At 55.2% G+C, this 21,112-nt stretch carries 15 protein-coding genes; 11 read left to right on the plus strand and 4 right to left on the minus strand.

Annotation, left to right across the window (positions count from 1 at the left end):
- Positions 1 to 229 precede the first annotated feature (229 nt).
- Positions 230 to 946, minus strand: a complete 717-nt coding sequence (locus ACESNI_RS18245; protein WP_373089671.1) for a transglutaminase family protein — start codon at positions 944 to 946, stop codon at positions 230 to 232.
- 289 nt (positions 947 to 1,235) lie between these two features.
- Here ACESNI_RS18245 and ACESNI_RS18250 point away from each other — a divergent pair, with 289 nt between their 5' ends.
- Complete coding sequence (locus ACESNI_RS18250; RefSeq protein WP_373089674.1) at positions 1,236 to 2,318, plus strand: efflux RND transporter periplasmic adaptor subunit; 1,083 nt, start codon at positions 1,236 to 1,238, stop codon at positions 2,316 to 2,318.
- 1 nt (position 2,319) lies between these two features.
- Positions 2,320 to 5,409, plus strand: coding sequence for an efflux RND transporter permease subunit (locus ACESNI_RS18255; protein ID WP_373089676.1), 3,090 nt, complete (start codon positions 2,320 to 2,322; stop codon positions 5,407 to 5,409).
- A gap of 114 nt (positions 5,410 to 5,523) precedes the next feature.
- Here ACESNI_RS18255 and ACESNI_RS18260 read toward each other — a convergent pair whose 3' ends face one another.
- Positions 5,524 to 6,513: a LysR family transcriptional regulator gene (locus ACESNI_RS18260; protein WP_373089679.1), complete on the minus strand. Its 990-nt coding sequence runs from the start codon at positions 6,511 to 6,513 to the stop codon at positions 5,524 to 5,526.
- Positions 6,514 to 6,593: 80 nt separating this feature from the next.
- On the opposite strand from ACESNI_RS18260, the gene ACESNI_RS18265 reads away from it, so the two are divergent.
- From ACESNI_RS18265 to ACESNI_RS18300, 8 genes are all read left to right on the plus strand, one after another.
- Positions 6,594 to 7,463, plus strand: coding sequence for an ABC transporter permease (locus ACESNI_RS18265; RefSeq protein ID WP_373089681.1), 870 nt, complete (start codon positions 6,594 to 6,596; stop codon positions 7,461 to 7,463).
- Positions 7,460 to 8,245, plus strand: a complete 786-nt coding sequence (locus ACESNI_RS18270) for an ABC transporter permease (RefSeq protein ID WP_373089683.1) — start codon at positions 7,460 to 7,462, stop codon at positions 8,243 to 8,245. Before ACESNI_RS18265 ends, ACESNI_RS18270 begins: the two co-directional genes overlap by 4 nt.
- Positions 8,246 to 8,288: 43 nt before the next feature.
- Positions 8,289 to 9,428, plus strand: coding sequence for an extracellular solute-binding protein (locus ACESNI_RS18275; RefSeq protein ID WP_373089686.1), 1,140 nt, complete (start codon positions 8,289 to 8,291; stop codon positions 9,426 to 9,428).
- 70 nt (positions 9,429 to 9,498) lie between these two features.
- The gene (locus tag ACESNI_RS18280) at positions 9,499 to 10,584 is read left to right on the plus strand and encodes an ABC transporter ATP-binding protein (RefSeq protein WP_373089689.1); all 1,086 of its coding nucleotides are present in this window, start codon (positions 9,499 to 9,501) and stop codon (positions 10,582 to 10,584) included.
- Positions 10,581 to 11,939, plus strand: a complete 1,359-nt coding sequence (locus ACESNI_RS18285; RefSeq protein ID WP_373089691.1) for an aspartate aminotransferase family protein — start codon at positions 10,581 to 10,583, stop codon at positions 11,937 to 11,939. Before ACESNI_RS18280 ends, ACESNI_RS18285 begins: the two co-directional genes overlap by 4 nt.
- Before the next feature lie 13 nt (positions 11,940 to 11,952).
- Complete coding sequence (locus ACESNI_RS18290) at positions 11,953 to 12,879, plus strand: 3-keto-5-aminohexanoate cleavage protein (protein WP_373089694.1); 927 nt, start codon at positions 11,953 to 11,955, stop codon at positions 12,877 to 12,879.
- Positions 12,880 to 12,935: 56 nt separating this feature from the next.
- Positions 12,936 to 13,958 carry a histone deacetylase family protein gene (locus ACESNI_RS18295; RefSeq protein WP_373089697.1) on the plus strand — a complete coding sequence of 341 codons (1,023 nt, stop codon included), beginning with the start codon at positions 12,936 to 12,938 and terminating at the stop codon, positions 13,956 to 13,958.
- Positions 13,955 to 15,055: an NAD(P)/FAD-dependent oxidoreductase gene (locus tag ACESNI_RS18300; protein ID WP_373089699.1), complete on the plus strand. Its 1,101-nt coding sequence runs from the start codon at positions 13,955 to 13,957 to the stop codon at positions 15,053 to 15,055. The genes ACESNI_RS18295 and ACESNI_RS18300 overlap by 4 nt, the downstream gene beginning before the upstream one ends.
- A 26-nt stretch (positions 15,056 to 15,081) precedes the next feature.
- Here the strand turns inward: ACESNI_RS18300 and ACESNI_RS18305 are convergent, their stop codons facing one another.
- Both ACESNI_RS18305 and ACESNI_RS18310 read right to left on the minus strand, forming a co-directional pair.
- Entirely contained in the window at positions 15,082 to 18,228 is a 3,147-nt protein-coding gene (locus ACESNI_RS18305; RefSeq protein WP_373089702.1) for an efflux RND transporter permease subunit, read from the minus strand.
- 11 nt (positions 18,229 to 18,239) lie between these two features.
- A complete protein-coding gene (locus tag ACESNI_RS18310; RefSeq protein WP_373089705.1) occupies positions 18,240 to 19,439 on the minus strand; it encodes an efflux RND transporter periplasmic adaptor subunit in 1,200 nt (399 codons plus the stop codon).
- Positions 19,440 to 19,900: 461 nt separating this feature from the next.
- On the opposite strand from ACESNI_RS18310, the gene ACESNI_RS18315 reads away from it, so the two are divergent.
- Positions 19,901 to 21,109 (plus strand): acetyl-CoA C-acetyltransferase, encoded by a 1,209-nt coding sequence (locus ACESNI_RS18315; RefSeq protein ID WP_373089707.1) that lies wholly within the window; start codon positions 19,901 to 19,903, stop codon positions 21,107 to 21,109.
- The last annotated feature ends 3 nt before the right edge of the window (positions 21,110 to 21,112 follow it).

The following is a 21,112-nucleotide window of genomic DNA, read 5'->3' on the forward strand; positions in this document are numbered from 1 at the left end:
CGCCAGATATCGGTCATCTGGGTGTGCGTTTCAGCGTCCACGGAATTGAACGTTTCAGGATTGCTAAACGTGATACGCAGGACACGGTCGGCCGGATAGTCAAATTTTAGTTTGGTATAGGCTGCATAACGATCACTCATTCTTGAGTCCCTTTCTGGTTTTATAAATCGCCGGTTCGGTCGGGAATGACCGCCGGAGTTGAGTTCGGTTTCCCGGTTTTACCCCTGTTTTATGGAGCTGAAAATTTATCAGTGTCTTTTACGCCGTTTTCTGTCGCAACACGCTCCAGGTTGTAAGCCTCCAGCTTCGGATAGGTCTTCTTAAAGTCAGACAAGAACTGGTCAATCGGGATATCCTGAAATAATCCGCGATCGTTGACATATTCCATGTGACGCTGGTCTGACTTGTTAAATTCATGGAAAAGAGCATCCGATTTGCCGTCGAAAACCAGAGGTTTTACACCGAACCTGTCACAAAGTTCCGTATTGAACGCAGGCGTCACCTTATAGGATTTTCCATCAAGCCAGAGTTGCACATAGCCGTGATAGATAAAAAGGTCCGTTTCCATCAGGTTCGCCAGCTTCGGCGTATTCAGGTGATTACGCACATCCGCAAATCCAAGGGCCGCGGGAATGCCCGCTGCCCGCAGACAGGCTGCCAGCAAAATTGCTTTGGGAACACAAAAGCCGGTTTCGCTTTTCGCGATCACACTTGCCCGGTACCCGTCCGCTGTGAGTGGAAAGGTAAAAGGATCATACCGAAGCCCATCGCGGACGGCGTCGAACAGACAGATCGCCTTGTCCGTATCAGACGCGTCCGGCGCCAGGTTCCGCAAGGCGGCGGCGGTAAAGTCGCGAACTTCAGGGGAGTCACTATCCACATATTCTGCCGCCGACAGGTAATCCTCGGGACGGGCGGAAGGCATTTTGTCAGTTGCTGTCATCATCAATCCTTTTCTGCCATGTGAGTAGTTCTGATCTCTTTATTATTTCTAACATTTGTTAGAATACGACAGTGATTAATGCCTGTCAATCGGTGAGAAAAAAGTTCGACGGAATTTAACCCGATACGCGTTTCATCTTTATATTCAGGGAAGAAAGACTATGCCGCATCCCCGGTAATCCTTATTAAAATCCGGCGATTGCGCAAGAAATGGTGATTTGACGCTCGGGATAAATGTGCATAAAATAATTTATTAACAAAGCGGCGCATCGTCGACAAGCAGGACATGATAAATGGGTAGAGGGTTTTTCTGGATGGCTCTAGCTGTCATCGCGCTTGCGCTTGGTGGTGGCTATTATTATGTTACCGAAAAAGGGATGTATGCCGCGCCTGACGCGGCTGCAGCCCCGGCGGAGACAGAGCGGACCGTCGTCGTCGAAGCCTCTCCCGTCACTGTTGACACCGTAATTGATGACATTCGCGCCGTCGGCACGTTACAGGCCAATGAAGCTGTGATCATTTCATCAGAAATTGCGGGCCGGATAGATAAAATCCGCTTTAAGGAAAGTGAAAATGTGGCGGCCGGCGATGTGCTGGTCGAACTGGATTCCGATATTCTGCGGGCAGAACTGGTAAAAGTGAATTCCGACCTGACCCTTGCCAAGGCCAATCTTGACCGCGCCATGAAACTTGCCAAGCAAGGCACCGGAACATTGCGCGCCCGCGACGAGGCGGTTGCCGCCAATCAGGCAGAGCAGGCCAATCTCTCCCTCGCCCGCGCCCGCCTTGACAAGGCAACGATCAAGGCGCCCTTTTCAGGCGTTGTCGGTCTTCGCTCGGTCAGTATCGGGGCCTATGTGACACCGGGCGACCAACTTGTCGAGCTTGCTGATATTGATCCGATCAAGGTTGATTTCCGCGTCCCCGAACTATCCCTTTCCAGCCTGCGTTCCGGTCAGGCCATCCGCGTCAGCGTCGATGCCGTTCCAGGCCGGACGTTCGAGGGTAAAATCTATGTTGTTGACCCGATTGTAGATGCGAACGGCCGCGCCATCCGGCTGCGGGCGCGCATCGACAATCCTGATCATATCCTGTTTCCCGGCCTGTTTGCCCGGGTCCAGATTGTCGTCGAACGGCGCGACGATTCCGTACTCGTCCCGGAATCGGCAATCTTTGCCCGGGATCGCAAACGCTATGTTTACCAGATCATCAAAAACAGGGCGGTCCTGACGGAAATAGAGCTTGGCCAGCGCCGATCCGGCCAGGCAGAGATTACCAAGGGCCTGAACCCCGATAGCATTGTCATCACCGCCGGTCACCAGCAGGTTCGGGACGGTACACTCGTCGAAATAGCCCACACAGCCGCGGCCAGTTGAGATGAATATTTTTGAATTCTTCATCCGACGACCGGTCTTCGCGACGGTTATGAGCCTCATCATCATGCTGGTCGGCCTCGTCTCCTACATGGAACTCACAGTCCGTGAATATCCGAATATTGACGAGCCTATTGTGTCGGTACGAACGGGTTATCCCGGAGCGAGCGCGCAAATTATTGAGACCCAGGTCACTCAGGTGCTGGAAGGATCCATTGCCGGCATTGAGGGTATTGAGATCATGTCCTCGAGCAGTCAGCCCGAAGAAAGCCGGATCACCGTGCGCTTCCGTCTGGGGGTGGACCCAGATGTCTCTGCAAGTGATGTGCGTGACCGTGTCTCCCGGGTCCGGGGCCGCCTTCCCGACGAAGTTGAAGAGCCCGTAATTGCCAAGGTCGAAGCGGACGCGCAGTCAATCATCTATCTCGCCTTCACCAGCACCCAGCACACACCAATCGAAATTTCAGACTATGCCGACCGCTATGTGCGCGACCAGTTGCAGAACATACCGGGTGTCGCTGAGGTCCGTATTTTCGGGGAGCGCCGCTATGCCATGCGCATCTGGCTCGACCGTGCCCGCATGGCGGCCTACCAACTGACGGCGCAGGATGTCGAGGAAGCCCTTCGCCAGCAAAATGTCGAGGTTCCTGCCGGCCGCATTGAGAGCCTCGATCGAGAATTCACAGTGCTGTCACGAACCGGCCTTACGACACCTGAACAGTTTGAGAAGATCGTCGTCAAGGACATTGATGGTATTCAGGTCCGTATTCGCGATCTGGCACGCGTCGAAATCGGACCGCAGGACGAGCGCCGCGTCACCCGCTTCAACGGCAATAGCGCGGTTATCCTCGGAATTGTCAAGCAGGCAACGGCCAATCCGCTCGATGTTTCCAAAGCCATGCGCAAAGTGCTGCCGGGCCTCACTAGTGGTCTGCCCGAAGGCATGAATGTCGAGATTGCCTATGACAAATCGATCTTCATCGATCGCTCGATTGAAGCCGTCTATACAACAATCGCCGAAGCAGTGGCCCTGGTGGTCATCGTCATCTTTTTTTTCCTGCGCACCATCCGTGCGACAATCATTCCGCTTGTGACCATTCCCGTCTCCCTGATCGGGGCGTTTGCACTGATGCATGTGCTGGGCTTCTCGATCAACACCCTCACTCTGCTTGCTATGGTGCTGGCGATCGGGCTGGTGGTCGATGACGCGATTGTCGTGCTTGAGAATATCCATCGGCATGTTGAAGACGGCATGAAACCGATCCGGGCCGCAATTGTCGGTATCGGCGAGATTTCAAGCGCCGTGGTCGCCATGACATTGACACTCGCGGCGGTTTACGTTCCAGTGGCTTTTGCACCAGGTCGCACGGGAACCCTGTTTACTGAGTTCGCCTTAACGCTTGCGGGGTCCGTGCTTGTCTCCGGCTTCGTCGCTCTGACCTTGAGCCCGATGATGTGCTCCCGCCTACTTCGCGACCACGAAAGTCACGGACGGTTCTATAACCTCCTCGAAAAGGGTTTGCAGGCGCTCAATAACGGCTATCGCAAGGCCCTTGAGGTAACACTTGGTCTGCGTCCGCTGGTGATCATCGTGGCGGTCGTGGTTGCGGGATCGAGCTATTTCCTGCTGATCAATCTTAAATCGGAGCTTGCGCCGATTGAGGATCGCGGCGTGATCTTCACCGCAGGCAATGCACCGGAAGGATCAACCGTCAATTTCACCAGCCGCTATGCCGAAGAGTTTGAAAGCCTGCTGAAAACAGTACCGGAAGTGGAGCATTATTTCGTCATTGTCGGCTCCCGCGCCGTCACCGAGCTTATCTCGTTTTCGCAGCTTTCCCCCTGGGAGGACCGCGACCGCACCCAGATGGAAATCGTCCATGAGTTACAGCCCAAGCTATCCCGTATAGCCGGCGTCCGGGCCTTCGCCAATAATCCCGGCTCGTTCGGACAAAGCGCGCGCAGCAAACCGATCGAGTTTGTTATCCAGACATCGGAAAGCTACGAACAACTTGACGATTATGTTCAGGCCTTCCTTGCCGAAGCGGAGAAATACCCCGGGTTCATAAATCTCGACAGTGATCTCCGGCTCAACAAGCCACAACTCGATGTTGAGGTTGACCGCGAACGGGTGGCGGATACCGGGGCTGGCGTTCTCAATGTCGGACGGACCCTTGAAACCCTGCTCGGAGGCCGTCAGGTAACCCGGTTTAACCAGAACGGCGAGCAATATGACGTTATTGTCCAAATGTCGCCGGACGACCGGCGGACAGCGAGCGATCTCAACGACATCTATGTGCGGGGTCGGGATGGCACCCCTATCCAGCTTTCAAATCTGGTCACGGTGCGCGAAACTGTTGCGCCGAAGGAATTGAACAGGTTTAACCAGTTCCGCTCGGCAACCATCACCGGAAATATTGCGCCAGGCTATTCCCTGGGCGAGAGTCTCAATGCCCTGGAGGCGGCGGCAAAACAGGTTTTGCCGGCGACGACACGGTTTGACTATGCCGGTGAATCCCGCGAGTTCAAGCAGGCCGGAACGAGCCTCGTCTTTGTTTTCGTGCTGGCGCTCTGCTTTATTTTTCTGGTCCTCTCGGCCCAGTTTGAAAGCTTCTCCGATCCGTTGATTATTATGCTGACGGTGCCACTGTCGATGACGGGCGCCCTGCTCGCCCTTAACCTCAGCGGCGGGACCCTCAATATCTACAGTCAGGTCGGGCTGGTGACCCTTATCGGCCTGATCAGTAAGCACGGGATATTGATTGTGCAATTTGCCAACCAGCTTCAGCAACAGGGACGCTCCGTTCGCGAGGCGGTCATCGAGGCCGCTGCTCTCCGCCTTCGGCCAATCCTTATGACCACAGGCGCGATGGTTTCCGGCGCCATCCCTCTGGCGCTGGCCGCCGGTGCTGGCGCTGAAAGCCGCCATCAGATCGGCTGGGTCATCGTTGGTGGCATGAGTTTTGGCACCCTGCTGACATTGTTTGTCGTACCAACCGCCTACACATTGCTGGCGCGAAATTACAGCAAGGCCACCACCGATGCCAAAACAACGACCCTGCCGGATTTAAACGGCGCGATTGCTGAAAAATAGAATTTACAATAGCCGTTTTCAGACATGTTCCATTTTGCAACGACGGCTATCCGACGCTATAATAGGATCTGACCTGCATGCGGTCATGAAACTCAATTAAGTCCCAACTGCCCGTTATCTGTAGGTCCGCTCAGATATATCCGTTTGATCAATTCGCGCGATTAATATGTCGAGAAATGCCTGTTCGGCCCGGTTGAGCGGGGCCTTTGGGTTCCAGACCACGTAAACATCAATTTTCCGCATATCCTTGTAAGGCGGTAACTGCCAGAGATATCCATCCTCGAGATCACGGCGGACCACGTGGATCGGTAACGGGCCGATGCCGAGACCGGCGATGATCATACGGCGGACCTCTTCCAGATGCGCGGAGTTGCCCACGACCCGGTCATCCAGATGCGCTTCCGCCCTCATTAACGTCACCGGCCGGAGCGCATCGTCCATCTGGTCGGTGACAAAACTAACGGATGAATGTCCCGCGAGATCAGCCATGGTGAGGTTTTTTCTGCCAAACAAAGGGTGAGACGGCCCGCAGAAGAGGCCGAAATACTCCTGAAACAATCGCCGATATTTAAGCTTCGGGCTACGGTCGTGAACAAGGCAGACGGCAAGAGAGGCATGGCGGGCAGTTAAATTTTCAATCGCATAACGGCTTGCCGTAACATCGATCGACAGGGTCGCATGGGGGTGGGTTGTATGAAACTCGGTCAGCGCCTCGTTAAACAACGGGCTGATGACATGACTTGCCATGGCAATACGGACATGCCCCCTCACCTCGTCCGTCACTTCACGCATTTGCGTTCCAAGGCGAAGGATGGCGCCGTGGATCTCGATCGCCTCGCGTTCCAGCACCTTGCCTGCCGCAGTCAATTGAAACCGGCCGGGAGAGCGATCAACAAGCCGTTTACCAATGCGGGTTTCCAGCCTTTTAAGGGCACTGGACAAGGTCGGCTGTTTCAGGCGAAGAACCTCCGCCGCCGCCGTCAGGCTCGCCGATTTTGCAATGATAATAAAGGTACGGAGCAGGTTCCAGTCTAGTTCCCGCGCCAGTTTCTCTTCAGGGTCTAAATGCGTCATTTCATCATAAATTTCATCTATAGTGAACATTTCCATTATCTATTTGATCAATACTACCCCCTATGCAACCATAAATTCCAGAAGATTTAGCCGGGGCGAGGAAAATCTCGATGTCAATTGAAAAGCGCGAAGCACGGCAGCCATGGGTCTTGCTGTCACCGTCGCTCATCGCAATCACATTATTGCTGATTGTGCCGCTGCTTTTCATTATCGTGTATTCCTTCTGGCTCAGAACCTCGACCGGTGCGGATCAGGTCGGGTTTTTTATGGACAACTGGCAGGAGGCCCTGACCGACCCCTTCTACCGAGATATCCTTCTCTACACCCTCAAGATTGCCGCCATCACCACAATCGTCTGCGCTATTATGGGCTATCCGGCGGCGTATTTCATCGCGCGGTCCCGGGGCAACAAGCTTTTACTTTTGATGCTGTTGATGCTGCCGTTCTGGATAAGCTACATAATCCGGACCATGTCATGGATCAATATTCTGGGGGTATCGGGCGCCCTCAATTCGCTGGCAATGTCGCTCGGCATTATCTCAGAGCCGGTCCAAATGCTCTATAATCAGGTCACGATTGTTCTTGGCCTCGTCCATTTTCTGCTGCCCTTCATGGTGCTGAATATTTATGTCAGCCTTGAAGGGATCGACACGACGCTGGAGGATGCCGCCTGTTCCCTCGGTGCAACCCGCTGGCAGAGCTTTCTTGAGGTGACACTGCCGCTATCGGTCGCGGGTCTGGCGGCCGGCGGACTGTTATGCTTTGTGCTTGCGGCGGGGACCTATATAACCCCCGTTATTCTTGGCGGCCCCTCTGACGCGATGTTTGCCAATCTGGTGTTTGAGGCCATTATCACCCAGCTCGACTGGCCCATGGGCTCAGCCCTCTCCCTCATGCTACTCGCGGTGCTCGGCGCCCTAGTGCTGATTTACAATCACTTCCTAGGTATGGGACAGTTGATGAAGGGATTGGGCAAATGAGCTGGTTTCTAATTCGCGGCTGGACCATTCTGGTATATCTGTTTCTGTTTCTGCCCGTCGCCGTCGTCCTGCTGCTCAGTTTCAACGACAACCAGTTCGGAAGCTTCCCGATAACCGGCCTGTCACTTCGCTGGTTTGTCAAGCTTGCGCATAATGACGCCATCTTGCGGGCATTCCAGACCTCCCTAATTCTCGGAGGATTAACTGCGGTCATCTCGACGACACTGGGGGTTCTCGCCAGTCTGGCGCTTGTCCGCTACAAGGTGCCGGGCCAGAACATGATCTCAACGCTGCTGATTGCGCCCATACTGGTGCCGGAAGTCGTTCTTGCGGTTGCCCTGCTCCTGTTCCTCAACGCCCTCTCCATTGGCAAGAGTTTCCCGCTCCTGCTGATGGGGCATGTGATCTTCACCCTGCCGTTCGTTGTTCTGGTGGTGCAGGCCCGGCTTGTCAGCATTCGCCGCGACGTAGAAGAAGCGGCCATGAGCCTCGGTGCCAGCCCGATGCAGACTTTCTTCCAGATCACGCTACCGCTTCTGGCGCCCGCAGTTTTCGCCGGGATGCTGTTCGCCTTTACGATCAGTTTTGACGATATCACCGGGACGCTGTTCTGGAAGCCCGGCGGCGTTGAAACCGTGCCGACACAGATTTTCGCCATGTTGCGCAACTCGATTTCCCCGGAAATCAATGCGCTCGGCACCGTCATGATAATTCTCACCGTTGGACTGCCATTGATCGGGGTCGGCATTGTCCGGAAAATGGCTATGAGCCGCGGTGGATAGGGTGCGTGCAATAATGCTTTTCAATAACACAGGAGGTAATTCAATGGACAATTCAAAACGTTACGACCGGTTGCTTGAACGTTATAACAACGGAGATATTAACCGCCGGTCTTTCCTCGGCCTGATCGGTGCCGCGGGCCTCGCCTATGGCGTCGCCACACCATTTGCCAAACATGCTCTCGCAGCAACCGAGCAGGTCCGCTTTGATGGCTGGGGCGGTGTGGTTTCCGAGGCGTTCCGCAAATATGCCTTCGATCCCTATACCAAGAAAACCGGGATCAAGGTTGTCGACGGCACTTTCGGCAGTGGTGATGAATATATATCACGGGTCAAGGCCAGCCAGGACGGCGAATATAATATCGCCCATCTGTCCGGTGTTTTCGATTACGCCCGCTATGCCAATCTCGGTCTCGCCAGTGATTTAAACGAGGAGAACATTCCAAACCTGAAATATGTCATTCCGAAGCTGACTGACGTTTTTCGTAAAGTGACCGACGGCAAACTCTCCTGCGTGCCCTACGACTACGGGACCACGGGCCTTGCGTATAACCGCAAGCATATTTCAGATGACGAGATGAAGGAAAAGGGCGCCAAGATCCTGATCGACGAAAAATACAAGGGGAAAATTGGTGCTTGGGGCGATTGGCGGACGCGTATCTGGTACGCCTCCCTGCAAACCGGACAGGACCCAAATAACGCAACCGATATGGAAGCGGTCTGGGAGGCCATTCGCACCAACCGCGACTTGCTGCTCAAATACTGGAGTTCCGGTGCTGAATTGATGAGCTTGCTGGCAGAAGAGGAAATCTACGCCACGGAGGCCTGGTCGGGCCGGGTCTATGCCCTGCAGGAACAAGGCCATGATATCGGCTATATGGATCCACCAAACGGGTTCGGCTGGCAGGAATGTCTCTTCGTGATCAAGGGCTCCCCGATGGAAGCTTGTGAGGAGTTGCTCAATTTCATGCTGGCGCCGGAAACATCGATTGCCGTTGCCGAAGGACAGAACTATCCGCCGGCACTCGATCCGAAAAAGGTCGATCTTGGCAAAAAGATTCCGACCTTGCCGGCGTTCGATCCCACTGGAAAACTGGACGGCCTGACCTTTGCCGATCCTGCGTACTGGAACGGACATGAACAGGAATGGTCGAAGAAATTTGGCCGGATTCAAAAGGGCTACTAAGCCCGTATCGCTCTCGCCATCCTGAAGTGATGGCGAGGGTCCTTCTGTCATTTAACCGGGGAGATCGTGTGTGAGCTTCGTCAGCCTCAAAAATATCGTCAAGCGCTTCGGATCAGTCACGGCGGTTCACCGCATGTCGCTAGAGATTGAAAAGGGTAGTTTCGTCACGCTCCTTGGGCCCTCCGGCTGCGGAAAGACAACGACACTCCGGATGATTGCCGGTCTTCTTGATCCCTCCGAGGGGGAAATAATCATCGGTGGCCAGCAGGTAAATGACCTGCCCATCCATAAACGAAATCTTGGTCTTGTTTTCCAGAATTACGCTCTATTTCCGCATAAAACAATTGCCCAGAATGTGGCCTTCGGCCTCAAATATCGCGATGTTTCCAAGGACGAGAGTGTGAAACGGGTGCGGGATGCGCTGGATCTGGTGCAGCTTCCCGACCTCGGCGACCGCTATCCGGGGCAACTCTCGGGCGGGCAGCAGCAACGCATCGCCCTCGCCCGCGCCATTGTCATTGAACCCAGCGTCCTCCTGCTTGACGAGCCGTTGTCGGCCCTCGATGCCAATTTACGCGAAGACATGCGGATCGAGTTAAAACGAATACAGCATCAGACTGGCATTACCACCGTTTTTGTGACCCATGACCAGTCCGAGGCCCTCGCCATGTCGGATCGGGTGATTGTCATGTCTAAGGGTAGGGTGGAACAAATCGGCGCGCCGGAAGAGGTTTACAACAAGCCCGCCAGTGAGTTCATTGCCCGCTTTCTCGGCACCTCCAATATTCTGGAGGCCGTCTGTAACGGTATCTCCGGCGATGAAGTCGAATTGACCGCCGCCGGGCTCGGCCGCATCGTCCTTCCCAAAACACAAGTCGGCGACCTCAACACCTCTGATCAAGTCAAGATCGTTATCCGGGCGGAAAAACTTCATCTTCTGCCGCTCACGGCAAAACCCGATTTGCAGTTTTCTGTCGAAGGCGTTGTCGAAACCGTCGATTATCAGGGTCAGGCCGCGCGCTATTTCCTGCGCGTTGGCGATTTGCAACTACAAGCCATCAACATGATTGAAAGCTCTCCGTTCTCTGAGGGGGAGCAAGTCTCTGTTCGCTTCCGTCCGGGCGATATCGTCTGCATACCGGGAGGGACGGAATGACCACAAAAACAAAAAGCCATCTATTTTACCAGACACGCCTCCGCCGTCCCACCCTCGCCCAGGCAAGCGGCATATATATGTGGGACGTTGAAGGAAAGCGATATCTTGACGGCTCCTCCGGCGCAATGGTTTGCAATATTGGTCATTCTAATCCTTATGTCCTTGAGGCGATGCGCCGACAGATGGATAAATCGACATTCGGATATCGCCTGCATTTTGAAACAGAAGCCGCCGAGCAACTGGCAACCAAAGCGGCAAGTCTCGCGCCCGCGGGCCTCGACAAGGTGTTCTTTGTCTCTGGCGGCTCGGAGGCGGTGGAAAGTGCCATCAAGCTCGCCCGCCAATTTGTGGTAGCCACGGGACAGGGCCAGCGCTGGAAAGTTATCTCGCGCTATCCTAGCTATCACGGCAGCACACTCGGCGCCCTCGCCCTTACCGGCTACACGCCAATGACAGCCCCGTTCGACCCGATGATGCGGCAAATGCCGAAGATACCGGCACCGCGCGCCTATCTCGACGGGCTTGATCCATCAAAGATTGAAACCGGACATCATTACGCGGATATGCTGGAGACACGTATTCTTGAAGAAGGAGCCGAAACGGTACTTGCCTTCATCGTCGAACCCGTTGGCGGCGCGTCGACCGGCGCCCTGGTCCCGCCAAACGGATATATGGCGCGCATACGGGAGATCTGTACCCGCCATAACGTTCTTCTGATCCATGACGAGGTCATGACCGGCGGTGGCCGAACGGGCCGCTTTTTTGCCGGCGAACACTGGGACGTCAAACCGGATATCCTGATCATTTCCAAAGGCTTTGCCGCGGGATATGCCCCGCTCGGCGCGATGATCGCCGATGAGGCCATCGTCGAGCCGGTCCTTTCGGCAGGCGGCTTTATTCATGGCTATACCTATGCCGGAAACCCGCTTGCCTGTGCCGCGGGTCTCGCGGTGATCGAGGAGATCGAGGCCCAGGGCATGGTCAAGAATACGCAGCGGATTGGCAGGCTCCTGAAATCGGAGCTAGAGGGGCTGATGACTCGCTATCCCTTTATCGGCGATGTGCGCGGCATGGGGTTATTGCTGGCCTTCGAGCTGGTCTCCGATAAGGCAACGATGAAGCCGCTGCCCAAGGAAATAAACGCCTTTCACCGGCTCGTCGATATCGCTCATGATAACGGCCTTATAATCTACTCAAGGCGCACGCGTGGCGGACTGGAGGGGGATCATTTTCTGGTCTGCCCGCCCATGATCACGACGGCGGACAATGTCGGGGAGATTATTGATCTACTCACGCGGTCGCTTGATATTTTTGCCAAGGAAGCCAGTCTTCCCGTTCGCTCAAACGCCGCATAAAAGAAAGACGAACATGAGCAAAATCATCATTACCTGCGCCGTAACAGGCTCCATTCACACGCCCACCATGTCGTCTTATCTGCCAATCACTGCCATGGAAATAGCCGAGCAGGCGATTGCGGCGGCAGACGCCGGTGCCGCGATCCTGCATTTGCATGCGCGCAATCCGGCAGATGGGCGTCCCTCAGCGGCGCCAGAGCATTTCATGGCGTTTCTACCGGCAATTCAGCAAAAGACCGACGCTATCCTCAATCTGTCGACCGGTGGCAGCGCGCTTATGTCTCTGGACGAGCGTCTGGCGGCACCAAAGCAGACGGAGCCCGAAATGTGCTCGCTCAATATGGGCAGCATGAATTTTGCCCTTTATCCCATGGCGGCTCGGATAAACGACTGGAAGCACGACTGGGAAAAGCCGTTTTTAGAGAATTCCGACGATCTAGTTTTCAAGAATACCCCTCGCGATATCACCCATATCCTGACCGAGCTTGGCGTCAATCGGGGCGCCCGGTTTGAATTTGAATGCTACGATGTCGGGCATCTTTACATGCTCCGGCATTTTGTCGATCGCGGCCTTGTCAGAGCTCCGCTGTTTATCCAGTTTGTGTTCGGCGTCCTCGGCGGTATCGGGGCAGACCCGGCAAACCTCATGCATATGAAACATATAGCCGACAAGCTGTTCGGTGACAGCTACGCCTTTTCCGTCCTTGCTGCGGGCCGCCAACAAATGCCGATGGCAGCCATGGCCGCGGCAATGGGTGGTCATGTGCGGGTCGGGCTTGAAGACAGCCTGCATATCGAGCGCGGACGCCTCGCGACCTCCAATGCCGAGCAGGTCACTAAAATCCGCAGGATCGTTGAGGAACTCGGCCGGACGATTGCGGAACCGGCCGAAGCTCGCGAAATACTGGGCCTAAAAGGGATAGCAAAAACAAACTTCTAAAAATGTTTTTTAATTAATTACATAAAGATATGCTTTTTTAACACAGAAAGAATCCCATGAAAGCAATTCTCGATGACCATCAATCGCTCCATGATCCGAAACATTTTATGGCAAATGGAACGGCGCAGCCAAATCCGGAGCAACCTCAACGCATTGAGATGTTGAAAAAAGGTGCAGGTGCCGCTGGATGTGAATTCATCCCCCCGCAGGACCATGGAAGTGGCCCGATTTCTGCCATCCATACGGCAGAGTACCTGACGTTTCTCAAGAACATCTACCGCCGCTGGCATCTGATTGACGGCGCGTCGGATGAGGTGATCCCCAATGTCCATCCTGACCGACGGAATGTGAATTATCCGAAATCAGCCGTCGGGCAAGCGGGCTATCATCAGGCGGATACGGCCTGCCCGATTGCCGAAGGAACATGGGAGGCCGCCTATTGGTCGGCGCAAACCGCCGTCACGGCCGCCGACATGGTACTTTCGGGTGAGCAGGCAGCTTATGCCCTTTGCCGCCCACCCGGTCATCATGCCTTTGCCGATCTTGCGGGCGGTTTCTGCTTCCTGAATAATTCTGCCATCGCCGCTGAACGGCTGGTGCAGGCCGGCAAAAGACCCGCCATCCTTGACGTGGATGTTCATCATGGCAACGGCACGCAGGGTATTTTTTATGAACGATCGGATGTCCTCACTGTCTCTCTGCATGCCGACCCGGATCGCTTCTATCCCTTTTTCTGGGGGTCGGCGCAGGAACGCGGCGACGGCGCCGGACGTGGCTATAACCTCAATCTCCCGCTTCCCCGCGGAACCGGTGATGGTGAGTATCTCAAAACCCTGGAAAAGGCCCTTGAACGCATTCGGGCCTTTGGCGCGGATACATTGGTTATCGCGCTTGGACTCGATTCATATGAAAATGATCCGTTACAGGGTTTGTCTATTACTACGCCCGGTTTTGCCCGTCTTGGAAAAGCCATTTCAGGCTTGAATCTTCCCTCCGTTCTGGTACAGGAGGGAGGATATCTATGCGATGAACTTGGAGAAAACCTCACCAGTTTTCTCAATGGATTTGAAACGAAATGACAACACGGCAGGACATCCTTGTTATCGGTGGCGGCATTGCCGGCATCAGTGCTGCGGCTGAAATGGCGGCAACGGCAACAGTGGCCGTTCTGGAGGCGGAAGAAGTTATCGGCTATCATTCCTCAGGCCGGTCAGCCGCCATCTTTATTCGTAATTACGGTAATGCAACCCTCCGCGCCCTGAACGCAGCAGCGGAACCCTTCCTGATGGAGCCTGTGGGTGTCTCCGACAGCTCCCTGCTCTCGCCGCGCGGTGAATTAATGATCGCGACGGAAGCAGAGACCGCGGCCCTCGATACCTACCTGGAAGGGGCCAGCGGCATGGAGCGGATCACGCCCGATGAAGCTGTTGGTCTCGTCCCGATCCTCCGGCGCGACAGGATCGCCGCCGCCGCCATCGAGCCGACGGCCCAGGACATTGATGTGGACAGGATGCTTCAGGGCTACGCCCGGCTGCTCCGCAAGCGGGGCGGCACCATCCATGCCAACGCCGGGGCAAAGGCGATTTCCTACGCGCAAGGCCTATGGACCGTAGAAACAGCGTCGGGACGGTTTCAGGCTCCGATACTCGTCAATGCCGCCGGCGCCTGGGGAGATGAAATCGCCAGACTTGCGGGAGTAAATCCGGTCGGCCTGACCCCAATGCGACGGAGCGCGATCCTGCTGCCGGCCCCTGATGGCTATGATATTACTAACTGGCCGCTATTCGTCACGGCGTCGGAACAATGGTATGCGAAGCCCGAAGCGGGCAAGCTTTTCGTCTCCCCTGCCGATGAAGACCCGGTCGAGCCCCATGACGCCTGGCCGGATGATATGGTCATGGCGGAGGGGCTGGATCGTTATGAGCAGGCGGTTTCAGTTCCCGTGACCCGGGTTGAGAGAAGCTGGGCGGGCCTTCGGACATTCGCCCGCGACCGCACGCCGGTCGTCGGCCTTGATCCCCGGGCGGACGGGTTTTTCTGGCTTGTCGGGCAAGGCGGTTACGGGATGCAGACAGCCCCTGCCCTCTCGGTTTTGGCGGCTGATCTTTGCGCTAAAAAAACACCTACACTCCGCGCCGACATTGTTGCCGCCCTCAGCCCTACGCGGTTTTTATAACGCCTTGAAACACCACCAGGATTTTACTATTCGGCAGGGTCTTCCAATGGCTCGCTTTTCTCGTGCTTTGTTTTCCGTCCTTTGGAGAAAGTGGTGATAATTACCATAAAGAATAAAGGCACAAAGAAAATTGCCAGGACAGTGGCCGCGATCATGCCGCCGATAACGCCGGTACCAACCGCAATACGAGCACCAGCACCGGCTCCGCTGCTGAGAGCCAATGGCAGGACACCAAGGGTAAAGGCCATGGATGTCATGACAATTGGTCGCAATCTCTGGCGGGCAGCTTCCACAGTCGCCTCCATCAGGTCCATCCCCTGATCATACAAGTCGCGAGCGAATTCGACGATAAGAATGGCATTTTTCGCCGATAGCCCGATGGTTGTCAAAATTGCCACCTGAAAATAGACGTCATCAGGAAGCCCCCGCAGCAAAGCCGCAATAACCGCCCCTAAAATACCAAGGGGCACCACCATCATTACCGAGAACGGGATCGACCAGCTCTCATACAGAGCGGCCAGACAGAGGAAGACGACGATAATCGACAGCGCATAAAGGGCGGGCGCCTGTTCCCCGGCAGCGCGTTCTTCATAGGACAGCCCCGTCCATTCGATGCCAATTCCCGGCGGGAGTTTTGCGACCATGTCTTCCATTGAGTTCATGGCCTCGCCGGAACTGATTCCCGGCGCGGCCGATCCCTGAATATTCAGGGACGCAACTCCATTAAACCTTTCCAGTCGCGGAGACCCGAAACTCCATTTCGTGGTGGTAAAGGCCGACATCGGTACCATCTCACCCTGGTTATTTCGAACATACCAGTAATTGAGATCCTCCGGCATCATGCGAAAGCGGGCATCCGCCTGCATATAAACCTTCTTGACCCGTCCGTTTTCCATGAAATCATTCACATAAGTGGGCGCCCAGGAGGCCGTCAATGTCTGGTTGATATCCGCAATTCTGACGCCGAGCGCCCCCGCTTTTTCCTGATCAATATTAATGTCAAACTGCGGGGTATCGCTGAGACCGTTCGGACGCACCCCTTGAACAAGCGGGTTTTGCTGTGACATCCCTAAAAGCTGGTTTCTGGCGGCGGTCAAAGCGTCATGACCAATGCCGCTGCGATCTACCAATTGCATGTCAAACCCGCCGGCAACCCCGAGTTCAAGAATAGCCGGCGGCGCCAGGGCAAAGATCATGGCATCGCGAATTTGGGCAAAGGCGCCATAGGTACGGCCCACTATCGCCTGTACCGCTTGATCCGGGTTCGTCCGCTCGGACCAGTTTTTCAGATTGACGAAGGCAATACCGGCGTTCTGCCCGCTCCCGGCGAAACTGAACCCGGCGACGGAGAATACGCCGGCAACATTCTTTTTTTCATTTTTGAGGTAATATTCCTCTACCTGCTTGAGCACACCGACAGTCCTCTGCTGCGACGCGCCGGCAGGAAGCTGCACCATCGTGAACATGATGCCCTGGTCCTCGTTGGGAAGAAACGAGCTGGGCAGTCTGATGAACAACACCGCGAGACCACCGATCAGCAGAGCATACATCAGCAGATATCGCCATTTTCGGTTAACGACGTGACTGACACTGCCCTGGTAAAACCGGTTGGTCCAGTCAAAGCCGCGGTTAAACCATCCGAAAAAGCCGCGCTTGGAATGGGCCTCACCCTTGGGGGGCTTGAGCAGCGTCGCGCAAAGGGCCGGTGTCAGGATCAGGGCGACAAGAACCGACAGCACCATTGCCGAGACGATGGTTATGGAAAACTGGCGGTAAATTGCGCCGGTGGAGCCGGAGAAAAAGGCCATAGGCACGAACACCGCCGAAAGGACCAGCGCGATCCCGACCAGCGCACCTGTAATCTGTCCCATGGATTTGCGCGTGGCTTCACGAGGGGGAAGACCATCTTCTTCCATAACCCGTTCCACATTCTCGACCACGACAATAGCATCATCAACCAGCAATCCGATGGCCAGCACCATGGCAAACATCGTCAGCGTATTGATGGTATATCCAAAAGCTGCGAGCACACCAAAGGTTCCGAGCAGGACAACGGGAACCGCAATTGTCGGGATCAGAGTTGCCCGGATATTCTGCAGGAATAGCAGCATCACGAGGAAAACGAGGACGATGGCCTCGAACAGGGTTTTGACAACCTCCTCGATAGAAACTCTCACAAATGGCGTTGTATCGTAAGGGTAGACAACTTCCACATCTGCCGGAAAGAAGGGCTTGAGTTCCTCAATCCGAGCTTCGATGGCGTTAGCGGTATCGAGCGCATTCGCGCCGGTCGCCAGATTGATCCCCACACCCACTGCGTCCTGGCCGTTATAGCGGGCAACCGTTGAATAATTTTCGGCCCCGATTTCAACACGGGCAATATCGCCGAGCCGGATTTGCGATCCATCCGTGTTCACGCGCAACAGAATATTGGCAAATTCCTCTTCCGTCTGTAGACGGCTTTGGGCGGTGATTGTCGCGTTGATCTGCTGATCCGGCAGCGCAGGCGCACCGCCGATCTGGCCCGCGGACACTTCCGTATTCTGGGCGATAATCGCACTTCGAACATCGGAAACCGCCAGGCCATAGCTGATCAGCTTGTTCGGATCGAGCCAGATACGCATGGCATGCTGGGCTCCGAAAACCGTCACGCTGCCGACGCCATTGATACGGGCGATGGGATCTTTCACCGAATTAACGACATAATCCGCCAGGTCCTTCGCATCTATCCCGCCGTTTTTAGAGAGGAAGCCAATAACCATCAGGAACGACCCGCTGGACTTGGAAACGGTAATCCCCTGCTGCTGCACTTCCGAGGGCAACTGCGCTAATGCGGCTTGCAGTTTATTCTGGACCTGAACCTGTGCTATATCCGGATTGGTTTTCGGATTAAAGGTCAGGGTAATTTGGGCTGCCCCCGTAGCATCGCTCGTCGACGACATATATCGCAGATTATCGAGACCGTTCATTTCCTGCTCAATATTCTGGGTCACCGTGCTTTCTACGGTCTTTGCCGAGGCACCGGGATAAACTGCATTGATCTGCACTGTCGGTGGCGCGATTGAGGGATATTGTTCGATCGGCAACTGAAATATGGACAAGCCGCCCGCCAGCATGATCACCAGAGCGACCACCCAGGCAAAAACTGGACGATCAATAAAGAATTTTGCCATCTTTACTGTCCTTAATCGTTGCTGGTTTCAGCTGGTTTTGGTGTCTTGTCAGATTTGTCGGCTGCCGTCTCGTTGGCTGGTTTCGTATCTTTTTTCTCCACATCTACCGGCGTGACCATGGCTCCCGGCGCGATACGCTGCAGACCATCTACGATTACCCTGTCGCCGCTTTCCATCCCGGCAATGACGATCCAGTTTTCTCCGCGCGACTGTTCAATCTTGATCGTCTTGGGAACGACCTTATTGTCCTCTCCCATGGTATAGACATAGGCGCTTCCATCAGGGCGGCGCATAACCGCCCTTTGGGGCACCAGGAAACCATTGTCGATGCGTCCCTGCTCCACATATCCGCGAACAAACATCCCGGGCAGCAATATATTGTCTGGATTGGGAAAGACTGCCCGCAGCCGGACGGTGCCAGTGGTTTCATTAACGATGACATCAGAAAACTGTAATGTACCCGGATCAGGATAGGCCTGCCCCGTCGCCTCGATAACGAGACGGACGTCAACTTTGGAGTCTTCGATATTTTGCAGGCGGCCCGATGAGATTGCCGTCCTGATGTCCAGCAGCTTGCCTCCCGCCTGGGTTACATCGACATAAATCGGGTCGAGTTGGGTAATGGTTGCGAGGAGGTTCGACTGGCTTGCCGTTACCAAGGCACCTTCCGAATAGGCCGATGCCCCAATCTGGCCGGAAATGGGTGCCGTTACGGTCGTGTAATTAAGGTCAATCCGGGCCCGCTCCAGATTGGCCCGCGCAGCCTCTATCCCTGCCTTGGCCTGCGCCTCCGTAGCAACGGCGTCGTCATAGCTTTGCTCACTTGCCGTTCGGGATTTCCGCAAGTCCTCATATCGTTTGCGGTTTTTTGACGCCAGGTCCAGTTTGGAGCGTTGGTTGGCAAGCTCTGCCTGTGCCGCATCAAAATTTGCCTGATATCTGCTCTTGTCAATCTGGTAGAGCGGTTGTCCCGCCTTGACAAAACTGCCTTCGGTGAAGCTGCGTTCCTTGATAATTCCATCCACTTGGGGACGAACATCCGCTTTGCGAAAGGCAACGGTCCGTCCGGGCATTTCCGCGACAAGGGTAATCGCCTCGGGTTTGACGGTAACGAAGCCCGCATTTACGGCCGGCGGGGTCTGCCCTCCGGCCTGTTGGGCAGCATCCTTTTTTTCCTCATCACAAGCGGAAACCAACAATACCATAGCCATAAGGCCGCCAACTTTTATCAATGAACGAATAGGCAAATTCCGGTTCCTTTAACCCAAGATCATTTTTATAGGTGGGGTTGAGCAGAGAGTCTCAATAGTCGATAACATCATCATGTCATGAAAAACATCTGGCGGACTTTATACGGTCGGGACTTACAAATACGAATTTCCCTGCCCCTACAAAACAATTACCAGACGGAGTTCCTCCTTGGAAGTCTATAAAATATTGTTATTTGCTGCAATGCAATACTGCCATCCTCTTTTATGATCAGTCTGCTCCTGAAACACGTGAAGTTGTGTCCGGTATCACAAAGATAAAAGATACCGGAAGCAAAGCGGGAGTAAAATGATGGATGCGCTATTGCGATTGACGGAAAACCGCTCACCGGCCTACACTGCGGACAGACAAGATCGCCAGCAAAATATTGACCCCGGCAGAGTTCCCGACCAGGAGAATGGCAATGACAGAAGCCGCCTATATCTATGATGCAATCCGGACCCCACGTTCAAAAGGAAAGGCAGACGGGACCCTGAACGAAGTCAAGCCAATCCATCTGGTGACAACGCTGTTAAACGAAATGCAGCAGCGCCACGATCTCGACACGTCCCGCGTCGATGACGTATTACTGGGCTGCGTCATGCCGGTAAAGGAGCAGGGAGCTGTCCTGCCCAAGGTCGCCCTGCAGGTTGCCGGGTGGGATGTCAGCGTTCCCGGCGCCCAGGTCAACCGCTTCTGCGCTTCCGGCCTTGATACCTTCAATACCGCCGCGGCAAAGGTCGCCAGCGGCTGGGAAGATCTCGTCTGCGCCGGTGGCTATGAAAGCATGAGCCGGGTTCCCATGGGAAGTGACGGCGGCCCGTTTGCTGAAGATCCGGAAACGGTCATCCAGACGGGGTTTGTGCCGCAGGGCATCGGCGCTGATCTTCTCGCGACAATTGAAGGCTGGTCCCGTGACGATGTGGATGAATTTGCCATCCGCAGCCAGAAACTCGCTGCCAAGGCCCGCGACAGCGGTTGGTTCGATAAATCGGTGGTTCCTGTCCGGGACGAAAACGGCCTCATCATTCTCGAGCGGGACGACTTTATCAAGCCGAATACGGATATGCAGACTCTGGGCAGTCTGAAGGCGAGTTTCGTCGGCCCCGGGGCTCTCGGATATGACGCCGTGGCCCTCGCCCGTTATCCCCATGTGGAGCGGATCAATCATGTTCATACGCCCGGTAATTCCTCCGGCATCGTCGACGGCGCTTCGCTGATCCTCGTAGGTAATGAAAAAATCGGCAGGGAATTGAACCTGACGCCGCGCGGCCGCGTGATCTCGATTGCCCTCACCGGGACCGATCCCACCATCATGCTGACGGGGCCCGGCCCTGCCTCCAGAAAGGCGCTTGAAAAGGCGGGCCTGACCATTGATGATATTGATCTCGTCGAGATTAACGAGGCCTTCGCCTCGGTTGCCCTGCGCCTGCAAAGAGATCTCAATGTCCCCGACGAAAAGCTGAATGTGGTGGGCGGCGCGATTGCCATGGGACATCCGCTCGGCGCGACGGGGGGATGCCTTGTCTCAACAATGCTGGACGAGCTGGAACGCCGCAACCTGAAGCGCGCCCTGATGTGTATGTGCGTCGGCGGCGGCATGGGCATTGCCTCAATCATCGAACGCGTATAGGAG

The sequence above is a fragment of the Sneathiella sp. genome, assembly GCF_041689005.1.
Classification (GTDB): Bacteria; Pseudomonadota; Alphaproteobacteria; order Sneathiellales; family Sneathiellaceae; genus Sneathiella.

What these genes read in the sequence shown, in the direction of transcription:
- ACESNI_RS18300 (WP_373089699.1), top strand. Translation starts at nt 13,955, where the DNA reads ATGACAACACGGCAGGACATCCTTGTTATCGGTGGCGGCATTGCCGGC.
- ACESNI_RS18305 (WP_373089702.1), bottom strand. Translation starts at nt 18,228, where the DNA reads ATGGCAAAATTCTTTATTGATCGTCCAGTTTTTGCCTGGGTGGTCGCT.
- ACESNI_RS18315 (WP_373089707.1), top strand. Translation starts at nt 19,901, where the DNA reads ATGACAGAAGCCGCCTATATCTATGATGCAATCCGGACCCCACGTTCA.
- ACESNI_RS18270 (WP_373089683.1), top strand. Translation starts at nt 7,460, where the DNA reads ATGAGCTGGTTTCTAATTCGCGGCTGGACCATTCTGGTATATCTGTTT.
- ACESNI_RS18245 (WP_373089671.1), bottom strand. Translation starts at nt 946, where the DNA reads ATGATGACAGCAACTGACAAAATGCCTTCCGCCCGTCCCGAGGATTAC.
- ACESNI_RS18275 (WP_373089686.1), top strand. Translation starts at nt 8,289, where the DNA reads ATGGACAATTCAAAACGTTACGACCGGTTGCTTGAACGTTATAACAAC.
- ACESNI_RS18260 (WP_373089679.1), bottom strand. Translation starts at nt 6,513, where the DNA reads ATGTTCACTATAGATGAAATTTATGATGAAATGACGCATTTAGACCCT.
- ACESNI_RS18250 (WP_373089674.1), top strand. Translation starts at nt 1,236, where the DNA reads ATGGGTAGAGGGTTTTTCTGGATGGCTCTAGCTGTCATCGCGCTTGCG.
- ACESNI_RS18265 (WP_373089681.1), top strand. Translation starts at nt 6,594, where the DNA reads ATGTCAATTGAAAAGCGCGAAGCACGGCAGCCATGGGTCTTGCTGTCA.
- ACESNI_RS18285 (WP_373089691.1), top strand. Translation starts at nt 10,581, where the DNA reads ATGACCACAAAAACAAAAAGCCATCTATTTTACCAGACACGCCTCCGC.
- ACESNI_RS18310 (WP_373089705.1), bottom strand. Translation starts at nt 19,439, where the DNA reads ATGGCTATGGTATTGTTGGTTTCCGCTTGTGATGAGGAAAAAAAGGAT.
- ACESNI_RS18290 (WP_373089694.1), top strand. Translation starts at nt 11,953, where the DNA reads ATGAGCAAAATCATCATTACCTGCGCCGTAACAGGCTCCATTCACACG.
- ACESNI_RS18255 (WP_373089676.1), top strand. Translation starts at nt 2,320, where the DNA reads ATGAATATTTTTGAATTCTTCATCCGACGACCGGTCTTCGCGACGGTT.
- ACESNI_RS18295 (WP_373089697.1), top strand. Translation starts at nt 12,936, where the DNA reads ATGAAAGCAATTCTCGATGACCATCAATCGCTCCATGATCCGAAACAT.